Annotated in this window: 16 protein-coding genes; 13 read left to right on the top strand and 3 right to left on the bottom strand. The window is 66.0% G+C overall.

Features of this window, described 5'->3' with window-relative positions:
* The 11 genes from MMB92_RS22405 to MMB92_RS22355 all read left to right on the top strand — a co-directional run bounded on the left by MMB92_RS22405 (nucleotide 1) and on the right by MMB92_RS22355 (nucleotide 16,454).
* Nucleotides 1-855, top strand: a complete 855-nt coding sequence (locus tag MMB92_RS22405; protein WP_034200729.1) for a DUF4123 domain-containing protein — start codon at nucleotides 1-3, stop codon at nucleotides 853-855.
* A gap of 84 nt (nucleotides 856-939) precedes the next feature.
* Nucleotides 940-1,560, top strand: a complete 621-nt coding sequence (locus tag MMB92_RS22400) for a DUF3304 domain-containing protein (RefSeq protein WP_196445981.1) — start codon at nucleotides 940-942, stop codon at nucleotides 1,558-1,560.
* The gene (locus MMB92_RS22395; RefSeq protein WP_034200727.1) at nucleotides 1,557-3,956 is read left to right on the top strand and encodes a DUF2235 domain-containing protein; all 2,400 of its coding nucleotides are present in this window, start codon (nucleotides 1,557-1,559) and stop codon (nucleotides 3,954-3,956) included. The genes MMB92_RS22400 and MMB92_RS22395 overlap by 4 nt, the downstream gene beginning before the upstream one ends.
* A gap of 61 nt (nucleotides 3,957-4,017) precedes the next feature.
* Entirely contained in the window at nucleotides 4,018-7,752 is a 3,735-nt protein-coding gene (gene tssI / locus MMB92_RS22390; protein ID WP_277562934.1) for a type VI secretion system tip protein TssI/VgrG, read from the top strand.
* Entirely contained in the window at nucleotides 7,707-8,678 is a 972-nt protein-coding gene (locus tag MMB92_RS22385; protein ID WP_277562932.1) for a hypothetical protein, read from the top strand. The genes tssI (MMB92_RS22390) and MMB92_RS22385 overlap by 46 nt, the downstream gene beginning before the upstream one ends.
* A gap of 1 nt (nucleotide 8,679) precedes the next feature.
* On the top strand, nucleotides 8,680-9,696 hold the full coding sequence (locus tag MMB92_RS22380; RefSeq protein WP_230205680.1) for a hypothetical protein: 1,017 nt from the start codon (nucleotides 8,680-8,682) through the stop codon (nucleotides 9,694-9,696).
* A 69-nt stretch (nucleotides 9,697-9,765) separates the two neighbouring features.
* On the top strand, nucleotides 9,766-12,570 hold the full coding sequence (tssI, locus tag MMB92_RS22375) for a type VI secretion system tip protein VgrG (protein WP_196445982.1): 2,805 nt from the start codon (nucleotides 9,766-9,768) through the stop codon (nucleotides 12,568-12,570).
* 5 nt (nucleotides 12,571-12,575) lie between these two features.
* Entirely contained in the window at nucleotides 12,576-13,466 is an 891-nt protein-coding gene (locus tag MMB92_RS22370; RefSeq protein ID WP_206532957.1) for a DUF4123 domain-containing protein, read from the top strand.
* A complete protein-coding gene (locus tag MMB92_RS22365; protein ID WP_006497556.1) occupies nucleotides 13,463-13,837 on the top strand; it encodes a DUF805 domain-containing protein in 375 nt (124 codons plus the stop codon). The genes MMB92_RS22370 and MMB92_RS22365 overlap by 4 nt, the downstream gene beginning before the upstream one ends.
* 8 nt (nucleotides 13,838-13,845) lie before the next feature.
* Nucleotides 13,846-14,325: a DUF3304 domain-containing protein gene (locus MMB92_RS22360; protein WP_048989006.1), complete on the top strand. Its 480-nt coding sequence runs from the start codon at nucleotides 13,846-13,848 to the stop codon at nucleotides 14,323-14,325.
* A gap of 5 nt (nucleotides 14,326-14,330) precedes the next feature.
* Nucleotides 14,331-16,454 (top strand): DUF2235 domain-containing protein, encoded by a 2,124-nt coding sequence (locus tag MMB92_RS22355; RefSeq protein ID WP_048989005.1) that lies wholly within the window; start codon nucleotides 14,331-14,333, stop codon nucleotides 16,452-16,454.
* 65 nt (nucleotides 16,455-16,519) lie between these two features.
* On the opposite strand, the gene MMB92_RS22350 is transcribed toward MMB92_RS22355, so the two are convergent.
* The 3 genes from MMB92_RS22350 to MMB92_RS22340 all read right to left on the bottom strand — a co-directional run bounded on the left by MMB92_RS22350 (nucleotide 16,520) and on the right by MMB92_RS22340 (nucleotide 19,322).
* Nucleotides 16,520-17,749 (bottom strand): transglycosylase SLT domain-containing protein, encoded by a 1,230-nt coding sequence (locus tag MMB92_RS22350; RefSeq protein ID WP_006490616.1) that lies wholly within the window; start codon nucleotides 17,747-17,749, stop codon nucleotides 16,520-16,522.
* 87 nt (nucleotides 17,750-17,836) lie between these two features.
* Entirely contained in the window at nucleotides 17,837-18,139 is a 303-nt protein-coding gene (locus tag MMB92_RS22345; protein WP_156908309.1) for a hypothetical protein, read from the bottom strand.
* A gap of 22 nt (nucleotides 18,140-18,161) precedes the next feature.
* Nucleotides 18,162-19,322: a porin gene (locus MMB92_RS22340; RefSeq protein WP_034200718.1), complete on the bottom strand. Its 1,161-nt coding sequence runs from the start codon at nucleotides 19,320-19,322 to the stop codon at nucleotides 18,162-18,164.
* Nucleotides 19,323-19,809: 487 nt separating this feature from the next.
* Between MMB92_RS22340 and MMB92_RS22335 the strand changes: the two genes are divergently transcribed.
* Complete coding sequence (locus MMB92_RS22335; protein WP_077056254.1) at nucleotides 19,810-20,319, top strand: sigma-70 family RNA polymerase sigma factor; 510 nt, start codon at nucleotides 19,810-19,812, stop codon at nucleotides 20,317-20,319.
* 3 nt (nucleotides 20,320-20,322) lie between these two features.
* Nucleotides 20,323-21,306 (top strand): FecR domain-containing protein, encoded by a 984-nt coding sequence (locus MMB92_RS22330; protein WP_077056255.1) that lies wholly within the window; start codon nucleotides 20,323-20,325, stop codon nucleotides 21,304-21,306.
* Nucleotides 21,307-21,586: the final 280 nt, after the last annotated feature.

Genomic DNA, 21,586 nt, shown 5'->3' with positions numbered 1-21,586 from the left:
ATGACGATCGAAACGACCGACTGGATCGACCGCTATCCCGACGACACGCCGGACCGGCTGAATGCGCTCTTCGAGCGCGTGCCGGCCGACGGCCGTTGGCACCTGCTGCTCGACATGAGTTTCGCGCCGGCGTTGCGTGACCGGATGCCCGCGGTCGAGCGCAACGATGCCGTCGTGTTGTACGAAGGGGTGTACGACGGCGACGACTTGCTGGCGATTTCGCCGTGCCTCGTACCGCTGCCGGCGGACGCGGCGGTGCGCCGGGCGATGCTGGAGACCGTGCTGCGCGAGACGTCCGGACGACCGATGGTGAGCCTGCTGCATGGCGCGCGCGATACGGCCGCGCTCGCCGCGCATCTGCGCGGACAGATGGAGGCGAGTGCGGCATCCGACGGCGAAGCATTTCTGGTGCGTCTCGCCGATACGCGTTGCCTGCCCGCGTGGCTCGCGGCGCTGACGCCCGCACAGCGCCGCCGCTTCACGAATGGCATCGACGCGTGGCATGTGTTCGATCGCACCGGCGCGCTCGTCCCGCTCGATTTCGACACCGTGGACGAGGCGGCCGGCGATGAAGCGGACGCCGGGCGCAGCGGCGAGCCCTACGTGCTCGACGACGAACAGATCGAATGGCTTCGACAGGCCGCGAAGATCGACACGCTGATTTTTCATGTTCGCCAGCGTCCGGAGAGTTTCGGCCGTCTGGTGGCCACGCCGTCGCAAGCCCATGCGTGTGTGAGTGCGGCGTGGGCGCGGCACGACGGTCCCCCTGCGGCGGCGTCGCGAGCCGCGCTCGATGCGCTCGTGGCAGCCGGGTATCTGGTGACGGAGCTCGCGCCGGCGACGTCGTCCGCATAGAGCGACACGGGTTTGCGTGCATGCGACAGCGCACGTGGTTGATAGCGATCCACGCCGCACGGCGTCGGACAAGAGGATGAAAAGATGAGTTTGAATGCCGGTTCCACGACGTTTGTCGCTCGGCTGCTGATGTTCATGGCCATCCTGCTCGGGACGGCCGGATGCTCGCGTGCGACCGACGTGTCGCCTGCCGCGTCGACTGCGGCCGGGGCGTCGGGCGGCGCGTCGAGCGGCGCAGGTGCGGCGGCCGCATCCGGCACGATGGGGCTGAAGCTGAATGCCCTCAACTACACCGACGTTCCGATCGGCGCGTTCTACGTCGACGGCACCTGGGGCGGGATGGTGCCGGCGCGCATCGGCAGTGGCGGCGGCGCGATCATCTGCTGCGTCGCGTTGCCGAAACAATGGCATCCGGGACTGACCGTCAACCTGCAGTGGCGGGACGACAACCTGTACAGGAAGGATCCGAAGGCGCTTGCGAGCCGGGTCGTACCGGTTGAGCGCTACGACACATTCTCGGACGGCTTCCTGTGGGTCCTGTTCTTTCCGCACGATCGAATCAAGGTCTATGCGTCTCAGTGGATGCCCGGCTACCGGGGCTTCCCCGAAAATCTCCAGGCGCCCGATGAAGCGTGCCCGGGGAACTTCACGTTGCGCAACAGCGACCCGCAGTGCCCGAATCCCGACAAGAGGATCATGCAATGAGTTTCCGCTTCGCGAGCGCCGACCGGCCTGACGTCGGCGTCGTCACCCGGGAGGAGCAGGACGCGATCATGCGTCGGCTGCACGACGACGACGGGATGAGTTGCTGCAAGACGCTGCATGTCGGCATCTTCTTCGACGGCACGCGCAACAACGCCGATCGCGATCGCACGGGCGGCAAGCACAGCAACGTCGCGCGGCTGTTCGACGTGTTTCCGCGCGACAAGTATCACAGTGCCATTTACGTGGCCGGCGTCGGCACGCCGTTCGTCGACGAGATCGGCGACCAGGGCGTCGGACTGCAGGCCGCGGCCGGCGCGGCGACGGGATGGGCCGGCGAGGGGCGCATCAACTGGGCGCTGCTGCAGATCCACAACGTCGTGCATGCGCACGCGTTCGGCAATTCGCTGTCCGCGGCGCTCGGCAAGAGCGACAAGGAACTCGCGAAGGCCGTCAGCGTCGACCTGAATTTCAAGGGCATCGATCTCGGCGGCACTCCGCCCAAGCCGGGCAGTCTCGGCGACATCAACGCGCGCGGCAGTTCGAGCGTCGGTGCGCTCAAGCTGATGGCCGCCGAGCAGAACGGGATCGAACTGACCTGGGATCGCGACACGATCTGGGCGCAGCTCAAGGGCGAAGTCGATACGGCAAACTGGACCGCGACGATGCGCGCATGGGACGAGAAACGCCGCGTCGCATTGCGGGCCCGGTGCGCGCAGCTGAAGGCGCGCGTCGGCGATCTGCTGGTGAAGGGCAAGCCGAAACTGCAGCGCATTCGGCTGTACGTGTTCGGTTTTTCGCGCGGGGCGGCCGAGGCCCGCACGTTCTCGAACTGGCTGGCCGATGCGCTGGACCCCGATTTCAGCCTGTGCGGCGTGCCCGTGTCTTACGACTTTCTCGGCATCTTCGATACGGTCGCGTCGGTCGGCATCGCGCAAAGCACGGCCGCGACGCTGTTCGACGGGCACGGCGGCTGGGGGCGCAAGGAACTGATGGGCGTGCCGCGCTACGTGCGCCGCTGCGTCCATATGGTCGCCGCCCACGAGCCGCGCGGATCGTTCCCGCTCGACCTGATCGATGCGTCGCGGGACGGGCACGAAGAAATCGTCTATCCGGGCGTGCATTCGGATGTCGGCGGCGGTTACGGGCCAGGCGAGCAGGGGCGCGGCACCGGCGACGCGGACAAGCTGTCGCAGGTGCCGCTGCTCGACATGTATCGCGAAGCGCGCAAGGCCGGTGTTCCACTCGATATCAAGGGGCCCGGTGTCGCTGCCGAAGCCGCGGCGGCATTCGCGATTTCTCCCGCGCTCAAGCGCGCCTTTTCCGCCTATGTGAGCACGAGCGCCGACTATTACTACGCGAAGGAGCACGGCACGCCGGGCCTGATGCGCGCGCACTACGGGCTTTACCTGCGCTGGCGCAAGATGCGGCTCGACAATTTGCGTTCGCAACCGTCGTTTCTCGCCGCCAAGGCTGCCTATCCGCAGGATGCCGTCGATCTCGACAGCGCGAACGAGGAACTGCGGCTCGAATGGCGCGACCTGCTCGAATGCGAGAAAGAAGGCGGACCGACCGTGAGCCGGTACGCGGGCAACACGGTCAGCCGGAAGATCACCCAGAACCCGAAGGCGGCGGCCGTCATTTCGCCGGCCGTCCTGCCGATCGCCGCGGGCCTGCAGTCCGCGATTCCATTCGTGGGCCCGCTCGTGCGCGCGAGCGCCAAGCGCGCCGAGGATTTCTTCCAGCTGCAGCTCGAAGAGAAATGGAAGCAGTGGCTCGAGGTGCGCGGCGACTGGAACATGGGGCCGCCGGAAGCGCCGATCAGCGCGCTGTACGACAACTTCATGCATGACTCGCGCGCATGGTTCAAGCCGCTGGGCGACGACGACGACGTGTGGAACCACAACCAGATCAAAGCGCTGAAAACGCGCCAGGCCGAGTTCGAGCGCAAGCACGCCGAGTGGAAGAAGCGCCAGCAACTTGGCGTGCCGGGACCGTCGCAGATCATGCAGATGATGGGGGCGGGTGCGCTCGGGCTCGGGCCGGCCGCCAACGTCGCGTCGGAGCCCGAACCGCGTTCGCCGCTGACCGCGCAGCAGGCCGGCATCCTGAAACGTTACGACGCCGCGCAGCAGGCTGCACAGAAAGCCCGCGCGGCCCGGGATGCCACTGCGCCGACCGACAGCGCCGTGCTGACCGACCCGAAAGTCACCGGTGGTCTCGCGCTGCAGGATTCAGGGCGCGAGTTTTCGTTCGTCTGGGGCTACCTGCGCTGGCGCACCGTCTACGTGAACGGCGTGCGCTGGGACGCGCCCCATGTGCCGAGCGTGCAGGAAGACATGGAGGCGATGCGTCAGCAGATGCAGCGCAACGTCGACATGAGCAAGCTGTTCCGATGAACCGATTGGATACGAACCAGCCGGCGCGACACGCATTCGCGCGCGATTGCCGAGAAACGACATGGATCTAGTTGCCGCATTAACGGGGTACGGGCAAGCGACCCGTCATATCCAGATCGATACCGCGATGCCGGACGCATTCGTCGTAGAGCGCTTTCACGGTCGTGAAGGGATCAGCGAATCGTTCCGGTTCGAGATCGACGTGCTGTCGAGCGAGCCGTTTCTCGATCTCGCGCCGCTGATCGGCAGCGCCGTGCGGCTGCGTCTCGCGACGGCGGCGGGCGAACGATGCTGGAACGGCTACGTCACGCATGCCGCTTATGCGGAGAGCGACGGCGAGTTCACGCGCTATCGGCTCACGATGGAATCGTGGCTCGCGCTGCTGAAGCTGCGCCGCAATTGCCTCTATTTCGTCGACCTCGATGCCGAGGGGATCTGCGAGCGTGTGTTCGGCGACTATCCGGAAGCGCACTGGCGCTATGAACTCGTCGAGCCGCTGCGATCGTTTCGCTTGCGCGGCCAGTATCGCGAAACCGATCTCGATTTCGTGTCGCGGCAGTTGTCCGAGGCCGGGTTGTCGTTTCGCATCGAGCACGGACAGGACGCGGGGAAGGCGCCGTCGGGCGACCATACCGTCGTTGTGTTCGACCGCCATGCGCGGCTGCCCGACGGCAGCGCCATCGCATTCAATGCGCAGGACGTCGGCGATCCGGACGGCGTGATGACGCAATTCTCCGATCGGCGTCAGCTGGTGCCGGATCGCGTGGTGGCGACGAGCTGGAAAGCCAGCGAACTTCATGCGCTTGCCGGCCATGCGCAACAGCCCGCCGATGCCGACGCGCCGTTGCTGCCGGTGCGGGAGATCTACGACGGCCAGCGCGCAGGCCGCTTCGACACGAGCGGCGATGCGCAGCGTTACGCCGAACAGCGTCTCGACGCGCTGCAGCTCGCGAAACGGGTCTACCGTGGCGGCGGGTCGTCGCGCACGCTCGAGACCGGCAAGGTCCATACGCTGAACGACTATCTGGGCGGCACCGTGCGATTCGTACCGCTGTCGATCGAGCACGAGGCCGTCAACAACCTCGGCGCGCAGATCGGCCAGCTGTTCGGACGCGGCGAGCTCGACAAGGGGCTGTATCGCAACCGCTTCGTCGCGGTGCCGGAGGGCACGCCGATCGTGCCGCCGTTCCGCGACCGGCCGACGGTGTACGGGGTGCAGACTGCGATCGTCGTCGGTGAGCCGGGTGGGCGCGTCAGCAGCACGCGCGATCACCAGGTCCGCATCCAGTTTCCGTGGATGCGCGGTGTCGCGCCGCTGCCGGGCGGGTTGACGGATACGGCAAGCCGGTCCAATCCGACCGGCCACGCGCCGGGCGATCACCGTTCGGGCATTCTGGTTCGCGTCGCCGAACAGGCGGCCGGGCCGAATTTCGGTCATGCGTTTGTACCGCGCGTGGGGGCGGAAGTGGTGGTCGGCTTCGAGTCGGGCAACATCGATGCGCCGGTCGTGCTCGGCCAGGTATACGGCGGGCGTGTGCGTCCGCCGTTCTCCGCGGGCGAAGGCAGCGACGCGAATCATTCAGGAACACTGACGGGCCTGCAGACGCAAGCCCTCGATGGGCAACCCGGCAGTCGCTGGGTAATGGACGATGCGGCCGGACAATTGCGTCACGAGCTGAGCAATTCGACTGCCGACACGCGCCTCGCGCAGGGCTATCTGATCGACCAGCAGGGCACGATGCGCGGCGCCTATCGCGGTGAAGGCTTCGAACTGGCGACGCAGGGATGGGGTGTCGTGCGGGCCGGCGCGGGCGTGCTGATGTCGAGTACTGCGCGCCGGCTCGGCGCGTCGACGCAGATGGATGTCGCCGAACGCGTGGAGCAATTGAAGGACGCGGCGAAAACGGCGCAGGAACTCGACACGGCGGCGACCGGTGCGCAGGCGGTCGGCCTGAGCGCGAACAAGGCGCAGACTGATTTCCTCAAGGCGATCGATCCTGCGCAGGACGGCAAGTACGCGGGCAGCGTGGATGGTCAGAGCGCGACCAAGCCGACCGGGACGCAGCGCGACGGCGGCGATCCCGTCGAGCGATTCGCGACGCCCGTGGTGCTGATGGAGTCGCCGGAGAACATCGTGGTGACGACGCCGGAGAGTGCGGTGTCGTATGCGGCGCAGCACGTTCATCTGACGTCGCAAGGCGATGCGCATGTGGGCGCCGGTGCCACCGTGGCCGCGGCGACGGGCGATGCGATGAGCTTGTACAGCGTGGCGGGCGGGCTCAAGGCAATCGCGGGCGAAGGGCCGGTGAGCGTCGAGGCGCATGCGTCGACGATGGAGATTCTCGCGGACCAGACCGTGCGCGTGACGTCGACCGACGAGCGCGTCGACGTGCTCGCGCAGGACGCGATCGTGCTGCAGCAGGGGCCGAACCGGATCACGTTGAAGGGTGGCGATATCGTCGTCGAGACGCCGGGGCAATTCGCGGTGAAGGCGGGCGGGCATCCGTTCCCGGGGCCGCGGGCGACGAGCGTGAAGCTGCCGGCGCTGCCGGTGTTGCCGCAAGGCGATCCGTGCGACTTTCTCGTGCAGGCGCTGGCGGCGAGTCCGGCGGGGAGAGGGGCGGTGGCGGGGGGCGGAAGTTCGGTGGGTGCGGCGAGTTCGATCGTCGGTGCGACGGCATCGGGAGCGGGTGGCGCCGCGCTCGCGGCGCAGACGTTCGAGAGTGCATCGAGCCAGCCGATCTCGACCCGGACACTCCCCGCTCAGCCGGCTGTGTCAGTTGGTCCTGGCTCAGCAGGCTCCACGTTGTCGCGGGAGCCGCAACTCGGACATTCGGCTCCCGTGCCGGTGTCGGACGAACTCGAGGGACTACCGAAGAGCGGCCCCGCCGCGTCGATCGCCCCATGCAATCTTCATGTGCCGCCGCTCAAGCAGCTTGAATATCGGCCGGATATGGGACTTGTCGACTACTATCAGACTGACGCGAACGGCCGTGCAGTGCTCGAAGATCAGCATCCGATTCTGCTTCGCTTTTCCGGGTCGACCGGCATGTACGACATCGAATACACGCCGGCAACGGCCACGTTGACCGCAACGGTTCGCCTTCGGGTCGTGCTCGTGGATCAGCATGAGTTTACGAATGGCCGGTTGCTGGTGGACAGGAAAACCGGTAAGCCGGTTTCGATACCGTACGACGGCGATGGGCCGGGGGATGACGAGGTCGTCTGGCAGAAGGTCGAGCGGCCCGCGAGTTCGGCCGATCTCGCGGGTTTCAAGCGGCGGATCGAAAACGGCCTGAACCGAAACCACTACTACATGCAGCCGAAGAAATGCCCACTCGGCAAGAACTGCACCTGCAAGGTGAAGTTGAAGCAGGAGATCGAATTCGTCACGACGACCGGACGGTTTCACAGCACCATCAGTCTGTACCCGATGGAGGCGCGGGCAAATTCGGAGAACTGGGGCGAGGTGCAGGTCACGTGGGATCCCGTGAAGAAGAAGGCAACGCGTGAGGCTACGCAAAACGCCATTATTCACGAGGCAGGACACCACTATGGGTGGCCGGACGAGTACTTCGAGAATCAAGGGGCCGTCTACGGCGCCTATATCAATGCACAGAAACTCGTCGACGTCGCGATGCCGCAGCTCCAGGATAATTGGCAGCGTACGTCTTCGACGAATCTGATGGGCGAGGGGATGTTTCTGCCGAATCCCGAGATTCCGAAGTACTACATGTACGGATTTCGCGATTGGTTCCAGAAGAAAACCAATATCGAGTGGGAAGTCCTGAAATGATGCGCTTTACACGGGTCCTGATGGCGATGACATTGATTCTTGGAGTGACGGACATGGCGTCTGCGAAAAACGAGCGCGGCTATTTCGAAATCCGCAGCGGGTCCGGACAGACCAATCCCGCGCCGACGATGGTGATCAAGGATGACGGCAAGACGCTTTCCTACTATTCGCGCGGAAGGGATCTCGATCACAGTTCGCAGGGCCGCTATCTGGGCATCGGGAAATATACGGTCGAATCGAGCGACGCCTATGCCGGGCAGCTCGCGGAAATCCGGCACGTGCTGAGCCAACGCGATGCGGCGGTCCGGGACGCGGTCAATGCGGGACCGGTTTTGTCCTATTCGTTCGACATGGATGGACACCACTACGAAGGTGCGTTCAACTACCAGGCGGAAAAGCCGGTACAGGACAAAATCATCGCATTGTATTCGCTCGCGAAGGAACTGCTGAGCCATGGAAAGCCCGAGATCAATCTTCATCCGGCGTTGTCGATTCGTTCCGACTCGAATCGTTTGCTGGTCGAAGTCGAATTCCGGAACGAGGGCCGGCACGAGGTCATCATCGATGGTCCGGATACCTGGACGGACAATCTTGCGATCCCGACTCGGCAATACGTCGAAGTGAGGGGAAGCAACAGCGCAGGTGCCGACTTCAAGGTCCGCCTGGGGAGCAAGTATCTAATCGACGCGTCGCGCCGCTATGCCAGGGAGATCACCGTCAGGCCGGGTGACGTGACCCGGCTCGGGTTCGCGGTTCCCTACGATGCTTTGTCGTTCGACAGCGACTCTCCCATTCAGCGCATGGAAACAGGCACCTACGATTTTGTCGGGCGCATGCAGGGCAATGTCGACAAACCGGACGAGATGTCCGGCAGGTTCTTGACGTGGACGGACCCGGTGCCGTCGATCGGTTTGACGCGGGAGTGACATGATCCGGACTGAACGCACGCTACGCGCGATACCGATGATCGGGAAGCGAAAAGTTGTTCGTCGAGCGGGAAGCCGTACGGGCGGAATCGGGCGACGTGCGCCATATTTTCTGGCGGCGGTGTTTCTGTTCGGCGTGACGGAAGCCGCCTTGGCAGAAGCGGGCCGAGGCTACTTCGAAATACGGAGCAGCCCCGGCCAGATCGCACCATCGCCTCCACTGGCTTTCGCGTTCGACGGCGATCGCGTTGCCTACTATTCGCGCGGACGAGAGCTGGACATCATGCCGCCGGCGAAGTATATGGGCGTCGGAAAATACTCGGCGAAGCTCAGCGGGCACTATCGAACGGAGATCGATCAGGTGAAGCGGATGCTGGCCAATCACGAGATCACCTCGGTGCCGGGCCGCAATATTGGATCGGTCCTCGCGTATTCGTTCGATCTGAATGGAAGGCGTTATCAGGGCGACCTTCAGTATCGATCCAGCGACGAAATCAGCGGCAAGCTGGCGTTTCTTTATGACCTTGCGCAGGATCTGCTTGACCACGGCACGCCGGAAATCAATCTGCATCCGGTGTTTGCAGTGCATTCCGAGTCGGGAAATCTGGTGGTTGACCTCGTGTTCGAGAATGATGGCGTACAGGACGTTGTCATTGACGGTGTCGAGAATTGGTCGCCGCTACTTGCCCTCCCGACCGTGCAATACGTCCAGATCGGCGGGCTTAGCGACTCCGGCGTCGGCTTCGAGGTCCGGCTGGATGAGAAGTATCTGAGCGCCGCTTCCCGACCTTATGCGTCGACGATTGCAGTCAAACCAGGAGTGCCGGTAAAGGTCACATTCCTCGTGCCCTACACGGCGCTCACATTCGATCCGGGTTCGTCCGCGCAACGGATTCATTCGGGCACGTACCGGTTCGTAGGCACAGCCAACTTCAACATTGAGTCGCCCGACGAAATGAAGGGCAAGGTGTTTACGCAGATGGACCTGCTGCCGGCCGTCGAACTGACCGAGCGTTAATGCGGGCTTCGGGCATCCCGAAAGCCTTGATCAGAAACACCGTTCCCAGCGAACCCCGAGCCAAACATCATGTCGACCCAATCCGATCTCATCCAGGCATTCTTCCGCGGCTGGTCGCAGCATGACCGGTTTCTGTGGCTGACCACGCCGCTCGGCGCGGACAAGCTTGTCGCCGAGAGCCTGCAAGGATGGGAGTCGCTCGATCGCGGCGGCTTCCGGTTTCAGCTCACCGCGCTGACCGAGCGGCCCGACCTGCCGCTCGACAAACTGATCGGCGCGTCGGTCCTCATCGAATGGCAGGTCGCGGACGGGCAGGGCGCACGACGCCCGTTCCACGGCCATGTGACGGCCGCGGAACGCGTCGGCTACAACGGCGGGCTCGCGCGTGTGCGGCTCGTCGTCGAACCGTGGCTCGCGCTGCTGCATCAGCGCGTCGACAGCTACAACTTCGTGAACGCGAGCGTGGTCGAGATCAGCGAGCAGATCTTTGCGCACTATGCGCGTGGCGCGATCGCGCCGGCATGGCGCTGGGCGCTGGCCGACCCGGCGAAATATGCGAACCGCAGCCTGACCGCACAGGCCGGCGAATCGGATTTCGCGTTTCTCGAACGATTGTGGGCGGAAGAGGGCATCTTCTACTGGTTCGAACACCAGGGCGACGCGCACTCGACTGACCTGGGCAAACACACGCTCGTGCTGGCCGATACGAACCAGCGTTTCGCCCCGGCTGAACCCGAAGTCATCGGTTTCCATCAGACGAGCGACGGCGACCCGCGCGGTGGCATTCGGCAATTCGTGAATGCGCGCCGCTGGCGCATCGGCAGCGTCGCACGCGCAAGCTGGGATCACCGAAGCCTGTCGACCCGTCCGTCCAGCGTGCGTGCGAGCGGTGCGGTCGCGCCGGGCGAGGATCGCGATGTCGCAGGCCCGTACGCGTTCCAGACCGCCGCGATCGGCGACCAGCGCGCGCAGCAGCAACTCGACGCGCAGCGTGTGCCGGCGCTGCAAACCGAAGGCAGCGGCACGCGTCGCGATTTGCGGCCCGGGCTGCGTTTCGCGATGTCGCGGCATCCGTCGCTCGATCCATCGCGCGCGTTCGTGTGCCTGCGCGTCGAGCACGACGCGCGTGCGAACGTGAGCGCCGACGTGCACGGCGCGATCGCGCAACGGCTCGGCGCGATTCCGCCGGGACTCGATATCGCGCCCGGCGAGCAGGACGACGCGCAGGCGCTGCACGCGGCATTCGACGCCACGACGCACGCCGGCGGCGCGCTGGTAGACGGCGACGAGGTGTACCGGAACCGCTTCGCCGCGCTGCCGTTCGACCAGGCTTACCGGCCGTTGGCGCCGAGCGGGCATGGCGCACGCGTGCATCCGGTCGCGGTGATGCCGGGCGCCCAGACGAGCATCGTGGTTGGCGCGGGCGATCCGGTTCATACCGAACGCGATCACCGGATCCGGATCCAGCATCATGCGCAGCGCGGGCAGAATTCCGCGAGTCGCGACGAACATCCGCGCGCGGCGAACGCGCCGGCCGATCGTGGCGCGGGCACCTGGACGCGCATGGTGACATCGGTCGGCGGCGACAACTGGGGCGGCGTGAGCGTGCCACGCGTCGGTCAGGAAGTCTGGACCGAATGGCTGGAAGGCCAGCCCGACCGGCCGGTCGCGGTCGCCGCGCTGTACAACGGGCAAGGCAACGCGGACGCGCAGCACAATGCGCTGGCGGGCGGCCCGAGCGGCAGCACGGCCAATGCGGCGGCCTGGTTTGCCGGCAACGACCACGCAGCCGTGCTGACCGGGTTCAAGACGCAGGACCTGAATGCGAGTCAGACCGGCGCGGGTGGCTCGCGACAATTCATGCTTGACGATACGGCTGGGCAGTCGAGTGCGCGCCTTTATACGACCGATCACGGCAGCGGCCTGACGCTCGGGCACATCAAGCAGGTGCAGGACAACCGGCGTCTGGCCGATCGCGGCTACGGCGCCGAACTGTCGACGCAGGCAGCCGCCGCGCTGCGCGCCGGCGCCGGCTTGTTGATCAGCACGGCGCCCGGCGTGAACCAGATGGACGCGAGTGCAGCGAGCCAGGTGCTCGCGCAGCAACGCGAGATGCTGCAGGGGCTCGCGAAATTCGCGCGCAAGCAGGGTGCGGAGCCGGGCGCGAGCACGGCGCAGCCCGATGGTGTCGCGTCTGTCGGCGACACGACATCGCCGCTCGTGGCGATCGAGGGCCTGCAGCAAAGCCAGGTGTCGCTCGGCGCAACGCGCGAAGGCAGTGGCGCGGGCGGTGCCGGCGGCGGTGCGGTTGCGTGGCAGCATCCGCATCTCGTCGCGCACGGCGCGGCCGGCGTCGCCGCGCTGACGGCGCAAAGCCACGTGTGGACGTCGGGCACGCAAACCGTACTGAGCGCCGGACGCGACGTGCAGGTCACGGTCCAGGGCAAGTCGAGCATCGTCGCGAAGGAAGGCATCGCGCTATACACGCACGGCACCCCGGGCGGCAGCCGTCCCGTGCCGGCGGCCGGGATCGCGCTTCATGCTGCGACGGGCGCCGTCACCGTGCAGGCGCAGAACGGCGGCACGCTCGACGCCAGTGCGCAGCGTGCGGTGACTGTATCGAGCGCGAAGGCAAGTGTCGCGCTGCAGTCGCCGAAGCGGCTGCTGCTGACGGCGGCCAACGCGTTCCTGAAGATGGAAGGCAACGACATCGTGATCGGCGCGCCGGGCAAAGCGACGTTCCATGCGGCCCAGCACACGCTGACTGGCCCGCGATCCGCGAACGTCCAGTTGCCGTCGATGAACAAGCCCGCATGTGTCGAATGCATGCGGGATCTCGCGCATCGCCACGAAGCGATCGCCACGCGCGGGTGACGACGATGACTGCGCTGCTCCAGACATGGGAAACGACGGCGGCCGCCGAGCATGCAGCGTTTCCGGATGCCCATCGCTACCTGTTGGCCGATGCGTCGCAGTTGCCGATCAACGCGGCGCCCTGGCGCGAGTTGATTGCGGCGGGACAGGTTCACAACGTGCTGGCTGGCCAGCCCGAGGCGAGCAATCCGGAGGTCTGTGCGCTGGTGTGCGACTATCGTGCACCGCACGTGCCGGCGTTGCTCGAACGGCAGCTCGCGCGGCGGCCGTTCGCGTTTCTGTCGCTGGTCAGCGTCTATCCGCTCGATGAACTCGTGCCGAAACTCGGCGTCAGGACGCGCGTGACGCTGCCCGACGATCGCGACGGACTGCTGCGGTTCTACGACGCGGCGGTGTTTCAGACACTGGCGGGCGCGCTGTCCGAGTCGCGTTATCAGGCGCTGTTGTCGCCGTGCGTGTCATGGACCTGGGTGCGTCGCGATGGCACCGTCGGTACGGTGCGACATCCGCGCCGGCACGAACGAATCTTCTACGCATGCGTGGATGCACGCGAGCTCGACGCTTTGCGGCGCGGCAGCCGGCCGGACGCCGTGCTCGCCGAATTGCGACGCAACGGCCGGATCCCCGTCGACGCGGATCCGTTCGATACTTACGCGCGCATGCGTCGTCTGATCGGCGTGCTGGATGCGCAGGGATTGGGTGACGACCGCCTTGCCTACCGGATCGGTGCGACACTGGCGATGGTCGGCCACGTGGAGCTCGACGACGAGCGCGTCGTTGCCGAGTGCATTGCTGCGTATCGGCATGATCACGACGCGTTGTGCGACGCATTGCTCGATCGCCTGATCGAGATCGATGCCGCGAATGCCGAGACGAAACAGGAGGCGCGGCAATGAACGCGGCCGCCCTGTTTTCGTTCCGCGGCCGGGCCGGGCGCATCGAGTGGTGGGGCGTGACCGTGCCGTGGCTGATTGCGGGCTCCGTGTTCGACGTGCTCGCCGACCTGCCTGCAGCGCAACGTATCGCGACGTTCGTCGATGTCGTCGGCTGGGCATTCGCGATCGTGATGATCTGGATGCTCGTCGCGGTGTCGGTGCGGCGCTGGCACGACATCGGCAAGTCCGGATGGTGGACGCTTCTTCATGCGATCCCGGTCGGAGGCGCGTTCATCACCATTGCGATGAACGGGTTCTATCGCGGGGACGACGCGCGCAACCGGTTCGGTCCGCCATCGCCGGATGCAGGCAACAACGACGCAAGTTTGTGAGGGTATCGATGAAATTCAGAGCAGGGATGCACGTTGTGGCGCTGGTCGGGCTTGGCGTGCTTGCCGCATGCAGCAAGCACGGTGTCGACGTATCGGCGGAGCCGCATAACGTGTGCGTCACCGGGTACAACGAGTACGGGCGCAAGCTCCACGAATTCTGGCTCGACAACGAGCACAAGTCGGGATGCTTCGGCAATCCGTCGGCGCGCGAGGACGGCGAGGCATTCGGCGGCGGCGGCGGCTTTGCCTGTGGTTGCAAGGTAACGCCGGGACAGAAGGTGAAGCTGTTCTGGGAATTTGCGCAGCCGCTGGACGACATTCAGCGCGGCATCCAGCCCGAGCGCAAGACGATCGACGTGACCATTCCACAGCCGGAATCGCCGACGTCGCGCTATCTGCGTGTGTATTTCCGCAAGAACGGCACGGCCGAGCTGCAGTGGGTCGACGACATGAACGCGCCTGAACTCAAGCCGACGCAGGAGAAGTAAGTGCCATGGCCGAAATCAATCTGAAGAAGGACGCCGTCTCCGCAGAGACGGACCGCGTCAAGGCGGAGGCCGAGCAAATGTGTCCCGCATGCGAACACATGCTGTGGGTCAGCTTCTATTTCGACGGATTCGGCTTCGGCGAGAAGGACGGTCCGCGAACCAATATCCTGAAGCTGTTCAACGCCGCGTACGACAAGAAGAACAAGAACATGCGGCGCTTCTACTATCCGGGACTCGGCGCGGATTTCGACCCCGAGGCCGGTGTGCTGCGCGAGGTCCTGAAGGACAAGGCGACGGATACGGTCAGCGAGAAAGCCGGCGACAAGCTCAAGGAGCAGACGGTCGACAAGGTCAAGGAAAAGGCGCAGAAGGCCGCCGAGGACGCGTGGAAGCAGAGTGGAAAGATCAGTGATCCTACGTTCGGAAATCGCGTGAGCGACACGTTCGACACGCTGGTCGGCAAGACGAAAGACGGCTTGGGCGACGCGCGCAAGCGGATCGAGCGCGCGATCGAGCGGCCCGGGTCGGAAAAGAATCGTGCGCTGCGCTATCTGCGGCACGAATGGAAGGGCTTCTGGCGCGATGTCGTCAAGTATCCGTACCGGATTCCGAAAACCGTGCTGAAGGAGGTCGGCAAGGAATCGCTGGGCGCGGCGGCCGAGTCGTTCCAGCTCACGCGCGATACGAAGCTGGGCGCCGCGCTATTCAATACGGGCGTGGATACGCGCCTGAAGGCGGCGGTAGAGGATTTCAAGGCGGCGGTGGCCGGCGCGAAGCAAGCCGGCACGGTGAACAAGATCCATGTCGCGATCTTCGGCTACGACATGGGCGGCGGCCTTGCGCTCGCCTTTGCCAGGCAATTGCTCGACGAGGTGGCCAAGGGGGGGAAATACGATGGCGTTTCGGTCAAGATCAAGTTCATGGGGCTGTTCGATTGCGTGACGAACCGCTTCGACGACAACCTGCTGACGGGCTACATCCCGCTGAGCAACGCGGTGTCGTCGGACCTGATCCTGTCGCCGGACATCGAGAAATGCGTGCACTACGCGGCCGCCCACGAACTGCGCGTGTACAAGCCGCTGACGATGCTCGGCGTCGACCCGTCCGACATGCGCGGTCGGCGGCAGGAGCGCCTGTTTCCCGGCGCGCAGGTGGACGTGGGCGGCGGCGCGATCGAAGGCGAGGACGGCATTTCCGACAAGCTGGCGCGCGTGCCGCTCGAGATGATGTACCACCGCGCGTACGGCGCCGGCATTCCGATGCCCAGCCTGACCGCGCTGGCCAACGAGGACGGTGCGCTGTATCAGCAGATCGTCGCGCCGCCCGAGATCCAGAATTTCCAGCTCGACTACCGGCTGGCAGTCAAGAAGCTCGTGGCGACGACACGCGAGATTCCGCCGCTCACGCCGCTGGGCACAGGTATCGGCTATCCGTCGGCGACGCTCAAGCAGTCGATCGGGCCGCTCGATTTCCTCAATCCGAAGCCCGTGCCTGACATGACGGACGGTTGCCGCGTGCCCGATCCGGCGCCGCCGCGCCCGATCGTCGTGACCGATCTGCCGAAGGACATCCAGGGCGAACTCAAGGGCCACATGGTCGTGTATATCCAGTGGCTGCGCATGTGGTACGACCAGGCCGAGAATCGCGCGGCCGCGGCGCAGCGCAAGCCGGGCTGGCTCGGCGGCGCGGCCAATCCGCTAGCGTACGGACGTTACGAGAAGCTGGTGCGCGAGATCGATTTCCAGAAGCAGCACGGTACGCGCCCGGGATATGGGTTCGATGGCAAGCAGGCAATGAAGCAGCTCGGCGGCGAGTTGCCACCGTCGATATTCAACACCGATCCGCAGGCGCAGGCGCTGTTCTGGCTCTGGAACAATCCGGGCGAGCGCCTGCCCCAGGTGGAGGCGATGTATCCGCTGTTCGTGAAGCACGTGCACGACAGCATGGCCGAGAGCGATGTCGAGGCGGTGTGGAGCCACCTCGTGTCGATCAAGAACTACCTGAACACGAGGGCGATGCAGAAAATCGCGACCGCACCCGACAAGTCGTTCCTGGACCGCGTCGCAGACATGTATCAGTCGCTGGTATCGACCGTATCGGCACCGTCCGGCACGACGGCCGTTCGATAGGCCCGATCGTCCGGCAGTCCGCCGCTCGCCGACGCCGGCTGCCTAAAGGCAGCCGGGCCCGCGCGCTACTTCGAGATGTACCACAGCGCATCCGCGCTGACACGCGACGGCTGCGCGGCCGCGGCCGGTGCTTGGGCCGGCGCGGGCGGCGGCGTGTTCGACGTGACGGCCGTCGGCAGCGTGGCCGGAACATTCGCGGTCGACGGCGACGCCGTCGCGGTGCCCGACGTCGACGGCGTATTCACGTACCACAGCGCATCGGCCGAGGCCGTGCGTTTCGCGGCCGTATTGGCTGCCGCGTTCGTCGTCGTATTCGCCGCCGTACCGGCCGACTTCTTCGATGCCGATGCCGATGCCGATGCGCCGGCTGTCGCCGCACCCGCCGTTCCGGCCTGCGCGGTCATGCCCGCGGCTGCCGCGCCGCGCTGCGCGCGCGCTTCGAACGGCCCGAGCTGGAAGATTAACGTTTGCGCGGGACGCGTCACGACGGCATACGGAAACTGCAGCTCCCACGACATCAGCACGCGCCCGGCCGACGTCTCGGTGAAGATCGCCGGCACGTGCTTCATGTCGCTGAACTGCACATAGATTCGCGCGCCGTCGTCGAACACCTGGGTCGGCTTGGCCTGGTCGGCGCCGGTGACCGTCCAGCCGAAGTTGTACGTGCCGGCCGGACCGGCGGGGCCGCCCTGCGGCGGGGGCGGCGGGGCCGGCGATACGGTGCGCGCACGCGTGACGGGCGGCGCCGACACGCTCAGGCTCGCGAACGGGTTGTATGTCTGCGCCTGTTGCGGCGGCGTAAAGGACGGTGGCAGGATGGGCATGGGAGTATCCGGCGAATCCGGCATGGTCCGGATTGCATCATAGACCTTGCGCGCATACGCGAGGCGCTTGTCGGGCGACGCGGAGTTGTACGCGCCGATCGCGTTCCAGTTGGGGCCGAGCTGGCGGATGTTCTGCGACAGGATCCACGCGCCGACGTACGCGTTCGTGCACGCATCGAACAGGCTTTCCCGCGTGATGCCTTCGCGCGCCAGCGTCGGCAGCCACGTGCTGTTGATCTGCATCAGCCCGATGTCGACCGTGCCGTTGGTATTCGTGTTCACCGCGTTCGGATTCATCCCCGATTCGACTTGCGCGATGCCGCGCATCAGACTGACGCTCACGTGCTGGAACGCGGCCGCGTCGTCCAGGCAATCGGCCCGCGCGACGCCGCAGAGCGCGCACGACAGCGCGATCGTCGAGGCGAGGGTCAGCGTGTCGCGGCTGAGCGGGCGAGTAGTATGACGCGGCATGGCAGGTTGGGGCGGAATCCGGCCGCCCGGTGCAAGGAAATTACGCAGACGCGAAGTGTGCCATAGCGGGCGGGCAAATGGCTCGCGTCAAACTTTCCTTTGCATTTGCCGGCGCGTTCGCCGCGCATTTTTATCGCGCCGGATCACGGCCCGCGGCGATGCGTGATCGGTAAAAACGGCCGGCATTTGCGCAAATAGCGTTGCAATGGTGGCGTCCCAAACCTGACGTATTACGTCACTCGCGCGATGAAACCGGAGATCGAGCGAGCGAAAGGGAAAATCGCTTGTCGGCCGTTCACCGAAGCGAAAGAAAGCGACAAAAAATTGGCGGCCGAAGCCGCCGTCTGAGAAATCCGAAGTCGACCGGCCGCGCGGCGCGCGGCCAGCCATTTCCCGGTATCGCGATGCGCGATCAGAAGCGGTGACGCAGGCCGAGGTTGACCATCGTTTGCGAGCTCGTGCCCGCATAGCCGTACGAACCGATCGACGCCTGCGCGGCCATCGAGCCGCCCTTGCCGTCGCCGGTCTGGCCGCTGGCGTGCTGGTACGCGGCGGTCAGGTAGACGTCGGTGCGCTTCGACAGGCTGTAGTCGGCGCCGGCCGAGACCTGGTGATAGGTTGCCGACGTGTCGCCGCCCGAGCGCGTGTAGCTGTAACCGACGCCGACGAGCAGCGCATTCGTCGCCTGGTAGTTCACGAAGCCTTGCCCGGTGTTGTAGTGCTCGTTCGAGCCGAACACCGAGCTGGCGTCGCGGCGGTACTGCGCGTTGCTGTAGCCGAGGCCGAACGTGAACGGGCCGGCGACGTACTGGCCCGCGATGCGGCCGATGCCGATCGAGTGCGCGCTCGCGTAGCCGTTGTTGATCGGGCCGTCGAACGTGCCGTCCGACGAGCTGGTCCAGCCGGTGCGCAGGCCGCCCGACGCGGGGCTGTTGGTCGCGTGAAAGTAGCCGCCGGCGACGCTGAACGGCCCGTTGTTGTACGACACGGCGGCCGAGTACGACTGCGCGGCGCCGGTGCTGCCGGCGATGCCGCCGAACGAATACATCGCCGAGAACTGCAGGCCCGAATAGACGGCCGACGTGTACTTCACCGCGTTGTCGACGCGGAAGCTGTTGTCGTAGTTGTCGACGTCGCCCGGCGTCGCGAACACGCTGCCCAGATAGTTGTCGGCGGTGATGCCCTGCACGAGATCGACGAGCGGGTCGTACTGGCGGCCGAACGTGAGCGTGCCGTAGCGGTCGCTCGTCAGGCCGACGAACGCTTGCCGGCCGAACAGGCGGCCGCCCTGACCCTGCCGGCCGTTGCTCGGATCGAAGCCGTTCTCCAGCTGGAACAGCGCCTTCAGCCCGCCGCCGAGATCCTCGGTGCCTTTCACGCCCCAGCGGCTGCCGGCGAGGTTGCCCGCGCTGCTGTTACCGAGCATCCACGCGTTGTCCTTGCCTTGTTCATGGTTCACATAGGTGATCGACGTGTCGATCACGCCATACAGCGTGACGCTCGACTGCGCATGCGCGACGGGCATCGCCGCGAACGACGCGAGCGAAATCAGCGAGAGGGTCGTGCGTTTCATGTCATCTCCTTGGCGCATTGGTGTGGGTTCGTGATCCGGAATGGCAGGAGACTACAGAGCCGCACTAAAACGGCAAAAATGAAATTCTTCGTTGTGGTCTGATGCAGACAGGGACGTTCCTGGAAATTCACCATTGAGGGATTTGCATTATTGATAGACGCGTATCAATGGGTTGTCATTCCATCGGTTTTTCATTGCATTTTGCGTGTGCCGTGATAATTCGGCGTGATTGTCGGGCGATTTACCGCAATCCCAATATTGTTATCGATCCGTCAAATTACTATTTAACGAATCGAATTGGCCCGGCCGGAGCGAATGTGATAACCGAACGGGCGGTTCGCATCCGGCGGCGGTATCGCGGTTGCGCCAGGCGTCGCGGCGTCGGCGTCACCCTCGTGCCGAAACCGGGGTCGCTATCTCACTTTTGTATATAATAATCATTCTCATTTACAAAGTGGTTGATGCTCGCGCACCCCGGAACCCGGCCATGTCCGCTGACAAGCTGTCCCTCCATCGAGAAATCGACGCCCTCTATGCCGACCACCACGCGTGGTTGCGCGGCTGGCTGGCCCGCAAGCTCGGGTGCGCGCACCGCGCCGCCGACCTCGCGCATGACACGTTCGTACGCTTGCTCGCGCGCGACGAGCCGATCGGCGCCGACGAGCCGCGCGCGTTCCTGACGACCGTCGCGCAGCGGGTGCTGAGCAACCACTGGCGGCGCGAGCAGATCGAGCGCGCGTATCTCGACGTGCTCGCGCAGCGCCCGGAAGCAGTGGCGCCGTCGCCGGAAGAGCGGGCCGTCGTCGTCGAGACGCTGCTCGAGATCGACCGGCTGCTCGACGGCCTGCCGCTCGCGGCGAAGCGCGCGTTCCTGCTCGCGCAGCTCGACGGGCTCACGCAGGCCGAGATCGCGCGCGAACTCGGCGTATCGCTCGCGACGGTGAAGCGCTATCTCGTGAAGGCCGGCACGCAGTGCTTTTTCGCGATGGCGGCCTGACCGATGGCCGCCCCGGGAGCGCCGGCGGTGCCGCCGCACGTTGCACGTCGCGCGGTCGAATGGTGGGTCGACCGGCAATCCGGCCGTACCGACGACGCATTCGTCGCCGCGCTCGCGCGCTGGCGCGCGGAAGATCCGGCGCACGACGCGGCGTGGCGTCACATCGAAGCGATGCAGGGCCGGTTCGGCCGGCTGGCGGCCGGGCTCGATGCGCAGGCCGCGCACGCGGCGCTGTTGCCGAAGCGGGCAGGCCGCCGCGCGGCCGCGAAGGCGCTGGCCGTGCTGCTGTTCGCGGGCGGCGCCGCATGGATGGCCGAACCCGCGCGGCGCGCGGCGATCTGGCCGGCCGACCTGCGCACGGCGGTCGGCGAGCGGCGCACGGTGACGCTCGCGGATCGCACGGTCGTCGTGCTCGATACCGACACGGCGCTCGACGTGCGCTTCGACGATGCGGCGCGCCGCCTGCGCCTGCTGCGCGGCACGATCATGGTGACCAGCGGCCACGACGATCGTCTGCCCGCGCGGCCGCTCGTCGTCGAGACCGCGCAAGGCGAGCTGCGGCCGCTCGGCACGCGCTTCGCGGTGCGGCAGCGCGACGGCGCGACGCGCGTCGAGGTGTTCGCCGGCGCCGTCCAGGTGCAGCCGGTCGATGCGTCGGCCGGCATGCGCGTGATCGCGGCCGGGGAGGGCGCGGATTTCACGCGCGATGCGATCGACGCGCCGGCGCCGCTCGATCCGTATGCCGCCGCATGGACGAACGGCATGCTCGTCGCGTCGCGCATGCGGCTGGCCGATCTCGTCGCCGAGCTCGACCGCCATCGCCGCGGCAGCCTGCGCTGCGATCCGGCCGTGGCCGAGCTGCGCGTGTCGGGCACCTATCCGCTCGACGATCCGCAGCGCGTGCTCGATACGCTGGCGGCGACGCTGCCGATCGACGTCCACTACCTGACGCGTTACTGGGCGACCGTCGTGCCGGCCCGTTCGTGAGCGCGCCGGAAAATTTTTTCGCCGACCTGAGCTGTTTCTCGATGTTCGCGTGACATGGGTCATGAAAGCAGCACTGGCCCATCGTCCACCGACTCTCCGATCATGGCTTCCATCCGTCTCACGTATCGGCGCCGTCCGGCGCCCGCCCGTCATCTGCCGCGCGCGTCGCGCCCGGCCGCGCCGGGCCGTCTTGCCCGCCGGCTCGCCGGCGCGGTCCTGCTGTCGGCACTGCTGCCGCTGCCCGCGCTGGCCGACACCGACGCCGATGCGGCGCCCGCGG

The sequence above is a fragment of the Burkholderia sp. IO2 genome (assembly GCF_029522185.1).
GTDB classification, from domain to species: domain Bacteria; phylum Pseudomonadota; class Gammaproteobacteria; order Burkholderiales; family Burkholderiaceae; genus Burkholderia; species Burkholderia cenocepacia.
This window is presented reverse-complemented; position numbering and strand designations above follow the sequence as displayed.